The 5741-nt window shown below is 63.1% G+C and carries 4 protein-coding genes; 1 reads left to right on the top strand and 3 read right to left on the bottom strand.

What is annotated here, in order from left to right; all coding sequences use genetic code 11:
* Positions 1-147: 147 nt before the first annotated feature.
* The 3 genes from AC1DQP_RS15175 to AC1DQP_RS15185 form a co-directional block, all read right to left on the bottom strand.
* The gene (locus tag AC1DQP_RS15175) at positions 148-1002 is read right to left on the bottom strand and encodes a hypothetical protein (RefSeq protein ID WP_478051923.1); all 855 of its coding nucleotides are present in this window, start codon (positions 1000-1002) and stop codon (positions 148-150) included.
* Positions 999-1676, bottom strand: coding sequence for a hypothetical protein (locus tag AC1DQP_RS15180; protein ID WP_478051924.1), 678 nt, complete (start codon positions 1674-1676; stop codon positions 999-1001). Before AC1DQP_RS15180 ends, AC1DQP_RS15175 begins: the two co-directional genes overlap by 4 nt.
* 241 nt (positions 1677-1917) lie before the next feature.
* Positions 1918-4062 carry a TonB-dependent siderophore receptor gene (locus AC1DQP_RS15185; protein WP_478051925.1) on the bottom strand — a complete coding sequence of 715 codons (2145 nt, stop codon included), beginning with the start codon at positions 4060-4062 and terminating at the stop codon, positions 1918-1920.
* A 380-nt stretch (positions 4063-4442) separates the two neighbouring features.
* Between AC1DQP_RS15185 and AC1DQP_RS15190 the strand changes: the two genes are divergently transcribed.
* Positions 4443-5663: an ISL3 family transposase gene (locus AC1DQP_RS15190; RefSeq protein ID WP_457321949.1), complete on the top strand. Its 1221-nt coding sequence runs from the start codon at positions 4443-4445 to the stop codon at positions 5661-5663.
* The last annotated feature ends 78 nt before the right edge of the window (positions 5664-5741 follow it).

Below are 5741 nucleotides of genomic sequence, written 5' to 3' on the forward strand. Positions count from 1 at the left end.
TTGAAGCTGTCGTGCACGAGGAAGGCAGCCATCCATGGCTGCGCACGCKCGTCAAACGTCCTGGGCTGGGCCTTCGGCTCCCAATCCAGAAGCTGTGCAAAAGCGCCATCAATCCAGGCATCGGAACAACGAAAACACGCGTTCACGCTACTTGCGCTCATAAACTGTGATCACATCTGCACCGCCTCCAGCGCGATGCAGCTGGTAAAGGTCCGACCACTGAGCCCCATTTGGACGTGCATCGAGGCCTGGTGCAGGAATTCCACGAAGCTGGGCGTCGTCACCCAGGTGTCGAAGAAATTCTGTCGTGTGCCGTTGCACATCTGCACCTCGCGCGGACATATCGAACTCGGCAATGTCCCGGTCAATGAGAAACTGGACCGTGTGATCACCAAGGATCCTTGCAACCTCGAGACGAGCGCGATACACCGCGTCGAGGTCCGGCTTACCAACGCCGAGCCGCTCCTGCACCAGCATGCGCTCGGCTACCGCCGCCTCTTCACTCGCGTAGATCGAGCCCATGGCGGCTGCACCCATCAGGACCGCCGTCGCGCTTGAGAGCTGCTTCCGCTCAACCAATGCCAACCCGTGCAGCGTGGCCAGGCGAGGATCCCGAGTTCCCCGCAGCGCCTTGGTGTCCAGCGACGCCAGGCTTTCCAGGTCCTTCCGCGTTGGATAATAGTGCCGATCCAGCCACGCCGCCTCATCGGCAGACAACGCCAGCAGGCGCGGGTCTCTCGCGAAAAGGTCCTGCACGCTTGTCTGTCTGGCGACCACGTTGCTGGCCGTCTTGGGGTCCCTTATGCCAGACCTCTCCTCGCGAAAACGACGGTCCGCTTGCGCATAATCATTCAAGGATTCGAATTGGGTCGCGAGCTCAGCTTCCGTTCCATCCCGTGTGGACAACCACTGCCAGCAACCAAGACCGGCGATGCCGAGAACGACAACCGCACCCATCGACGCCGCCCTCTTTCCTTTTAAATTGGCAACCCGGAGCGTCATCCACACAATCCCTTGAAGATGCCGCTGTCCTGCCGACAGAAGGCTTCTTCCTGCGCCTTGATGAATGCAGGCAGGGACGTCCACGGCTCAACCCACTCCCACTGCAGGAATTTGGCGTATGCGGTGGCCTGTCCGACGACGAACACGCCGAACGCCACAAAGGCAGAATCGCCCATACTTTGCTGGGCTTGCGCGATCATGTCGTCACGCAGCCTTTCGTCGCATTGGTGCTTGTCCGATCCTGCCGTGCCGTAACACATGTCATGCACGTCGCAAGCCTGACGGAAGACGTATCCGAAATACGCCGCGCCCGGCTGCAACGCAGGGGAAGCTATAAGGTAATCGGGCACACCAGGACCACCTGCAGCACCGCAACCGTTGACCTGCAGCGGCGGCGGATTGTGGACGTCGCAACCTGCGCCCTCCCAGACCATTGCGGGAAAGTCCTGGCACCATTCGATCCGCTGATTATCGTGCTTGGGATCGGATGATCCATCGCCGGATCCCCATGATCCTCCTCCTCCAAACCCGCCGCCGGGCGGGCGGTATCCAATGACCTGACAACCGGTCTGGATGCTGCAGTATCCCCCGGCACCTGCGGCCGGAATCATCCCCGCCGCCCTGGCCGCCAGCAGACTTGCTATCACCAACTTCAGTGCGTTCGATTCCTTCATCAGGGCCTCCGTTGAGCTGCAGGCGGACGCAATGTCGCGCTTGCTTCCGCCTTTGCGCGGAAGCCTGAAGCTACAGAGGACGCATTTCGCCTGAAGTAGGAATTCCCCTTGTCGTGGCGTCGCCTTGACGCGATCTGGAACCCACTTACCGATTGCAGGCGCAGGGCGCGCGACACCCGACCGCGAGCAGGCGCGCTAAAGCACCCCGGCCTGGACCGGCCGGGGTGCCGATACCACTACCTTAGAATTTGTACGTCACCGTCAGCCGCACGTTGCGCGGCTCGCCCCAGGTGTAGGTGCTGTACCAGCTGAAGATCGTGTAGTAGTGCTTGTCGAGCAGGTTGTTGACGTTGAGCGTGGCCGACAACTGGTCGTTGAACTGGTAGCGCGCCATCGCATCCAGCAGCCAATACGGCTCGGTGCGATGGACCTGGCTCTGGCCGTCGGCCGGGTTGGTGATCGTGCCGAACGTGGTCCCCTGCCAGCGCGCCCCGCCCCCCACGCTCCAACCCTGCATCGGCCCGGTCAGGCGATAGCTGGTGTGCAGGCTGAACTGGTCTTCCGGCTCCAGCGTGGAGACCTTGGTGGACTGCTGGCGTGCGATCTTGTGCGCGTAACCGCCCTGCACCTGCCAGCCCGGCGCGACCTGGCCGGACATCTCCAGCTCGTAGCCCTTGGTGCGCACGCCCATCAACCCGCGATAGGCGATCCCGCCGCTCGGAGTGAGCCCGCCGGTGGGTTCGGCGAAGTTGTCCTGGTCCAGCTGGAACACCGCTGCGCTGGCGTTGAAGCGGCCGTCGAAGAACTCCGCCTTCAGGCCCGCTTCGTAGCTGCGCCCTTCCAGCGGGTCGAGCACCCTGCCCTGCTCATCCTGGTTGCCCTGCGGCTTGAAGATGGTGCTGTAGCTGGCGAACACCGAGAAGTTGCGGTTGAGGTCATAAACCAGGCCCGCGTACGGCACGATCACGCCACTTTCGTCGGTGTCCGGCGATTTATAGTTGGCGATGCGGCTGCCGACGATCAGCTTGAGCGGATCGGCCAGGTCGAAGCGACCCACCACGTAGGCACCGCTCTCGCGGGTGATCTGGTCATCGCCGTAACCCCACTGCCAGTCCGGCTCGGGCACATCCCCGGTCCAGGCGTAGTAGTCGGCCACAGCGGTCGCGTAGCCCGGCTGCGGCGAGTAACCGTTGTTGATCCAGTGCTTGCGCGACACGCTGCCACCGACCACCAGCTCGTGCTCGCGCCCGAACCACTCGAACTTGCCGCTCACATACAGATCAGCCGCGTTGCTGGTGGTCTCGCCGACGTACTTGCCCACCCACATGCTCACGCCCGCGCCGGTCACCGGGTCGGGATTGCCACCGGCCGCCGCGCCCAGCGGGGCGTCGTAGCCGTTGACCTGGTGGTTGAGCTGCAGCTTGGCCACCCAGTCGTTGCCAAAGGTGTGTTCGAGCGTGGCGAAGGCGGTGCGGCTGTACTGCGCCCAGCTGCTCCAGCGCGCCCCGTTGTTGAACGAACGCGGCATGTTGTTGAAGTTGCCCTGGCTGTCCAGCAGCGGAATGCCACCCCAGCTGGAGCCCTGCGGATCGCTGTCCTGGTAGTCGGCGCCGACGGTGAGCAGCGTGTTGTCGGTGAGGTCGGCCTCGAGGATGCCGTAGAACACCTGGTTGGTGCGCTGGTAGTGGTCGACGTTGGAGTGCTTGTCCTGGTAAGCGGCAACCGCACGACCGCGCACGCGCCCGCTCTCGGTCAGCGGCCCGCCGACATCGAACTCGGCGCGATAGCTGTCCCATGCGCCGGCGCCCAGCGTGGCACTGCCGGCCAGTTCGCGGGTGGGCTTCTTGCGCACCAGGTTGATGGTCGCGCCCGGATCGCCCATGCCGGTCAGCAGGCCAGTAGCGCCCTTGAGCACTTCGACGCGATCGTAGATGGCCATGTCGCTGAGCGTATTGCCCGCCGAGTACGCCGAGTCGCGCGCCATCGGAATGCCGTCGTACTGGAAGTTCTGCACGGCAAAGCCGCGCGCGTAGTACTCGGTGCGTTCGCTGTCGTAAGTGACGATGCTGATGCCGGGGGTGACCTTCATGACATCGTCGATGCCGTTGAGGCCGAAGTCGTTCATTTCCTGCCGCGTGATCACGCTGATCGACTGCGGTGTCTGGCGCGGACTCAGCACCAGCCGGGTGGCGGTGGCGATCGTGCCGGGCGTGTAGGAATCACTGCCTTCGGTGACGGTACCCAGCTGGTTGGCGGTGACCTGCACCGTCTGCAGGGTCTGCGCGGCATCCTGCTTCGGTGGCGCCGGCGCCTCTTCGGCCTGTGCAGCGGCGGCAAACAGGGCCAAACCCAGCACGCCGGCCATCGCCTGGCTCAGCGGGGACATCTGCGGCAGCGACGAACGATCGGCACGACGGCGACCCGCAAGGGCCTGGGCAACACGAATCGGAGCAACGGACACGGCAACGCCTCCAGAAAGGAAAGAAAATCCTCTGGCGGCGGCTCGAGGTAAAGGGAGTGCCGGGCGAGCAGTGCATCGCCGCGGCGGCAGCGGCATTCTACGCCACTGGCGCGATTGCGACACCTGGCAGGTGACCGGCCTGCGGTGGTGCTGCGAGACGGTCCGCGCACTACGGGTCGCCAGGCGCACGCAGGCAGAATCGGCCGGCAAACAGCCAAAGAAAAAGGTTCTTCGCGGGTTACCGTGGAGTCTTGTCTGATCAGCGATACCCTTGAGGCCTGATTTGCCGGCTCAAGGGTGAGGCCATGCTGGACCGGAAAACGATTGAGAAGCTTGGTGGCTGGGAGGGCTATCGGGTGGAGCGGGTGGCATGGCCTGAGGATGGTAGTCGGACTGTCACGATCCACCTCAAGCCATCGGCACGGATGATGTACTGCGAGCACTGCGGCGGCCGCTGCAGGCAGGTGCACGAGACGACAGTGCGCCGGGTACGGGATCTGCCGATGATGGCGTTTCGTGTTGCTTTGGTGGTTCCCCGGCGGCGGGTCTGGTGCGATCAGTGTGGTGGTCCGCGGCTGGAGAAGCTGAGCTGGCTGGGTCGCTATCAGCGGGTTACGGACCGGCTGGCTGAGGCAGTCAACCAGTTGCTTGCTTCCAGCAACATCCTGGCGGTCTCCCGCTTCTTCCAGCTCGGGTGGCACACGGTCAAAGCACTGGATAAAGCCCTGTTGCGCCAGACGGTTCGAGAGCCGGACTGGAGTCAGATTCACTATCTGGCGATGGACGAGTTTGCGCTGCACAAAGGCCATCGCTACGCCACCGTCGTTGTCGATCCGATCAGTCGTCAGGTGTTGTGGCTCGGCAATGGCCGCTCCCGCGACACTGTCGCGTCCTTCTTCAAGCAGCTTCCCACGGGTATCGCCGAGCAGATCCGAGCTGTAGCGATCGACATGACGACTGCCTATGAGCTGGAGATTCGGGCCAACTGTCCCAACGCCGAGATCGTCTACGACTTGTTTCATGTGGTGGCCAAATATGGCCGTGAAGTGGTCGACCGGGTTCGTGTCGACCAGGCCAACAAGCTGCGGCACGACAAACCAGCCCGTCGGGTGATCAAGTCCAGTCGCTGGCTGCTTCTGCGCAACCAGGAGAACCTTGATCGGCGGCAAACCGTGCAACTGAGCGAGCTACTTGAAGCCAACCAGCCGCTGCTCACCGCCTATCTCATGCGCGATGAGCTGAAGCGTTTGTGGTTCTACCGCCGCCCTGGCTGGGCCCAGCAGGCGTGGGACCGCTGGCTGGAACAAGCTCAGAGCAGCGGAATCGCTGCACTGGCCTTGTTCGCACAACGGCTCAAAGCCTATCTGCACGGGATCCTGTCTCGCTGCCGACACCAGCTCAACACCAGCATCGTCGAAGGCATCAACAACACCATCAAGGTCATCAAACGCCGGGCCTACGGCTATCGGGATCAGGAGTACTTCTTCCTGAAGATCCGCGCCGCCTTCCCCGGTATTCCACGATGAACCAAGAAAAAGCCCCTGAGCTTGCGCTCAGGGGCTTTCTTTACATCTGGCGGAGCGGGAGGGATTCGAACCCTCGAT

The organism is Stenotrophomonas sp. P5_A8 (genome assembly GCF_056400545.1).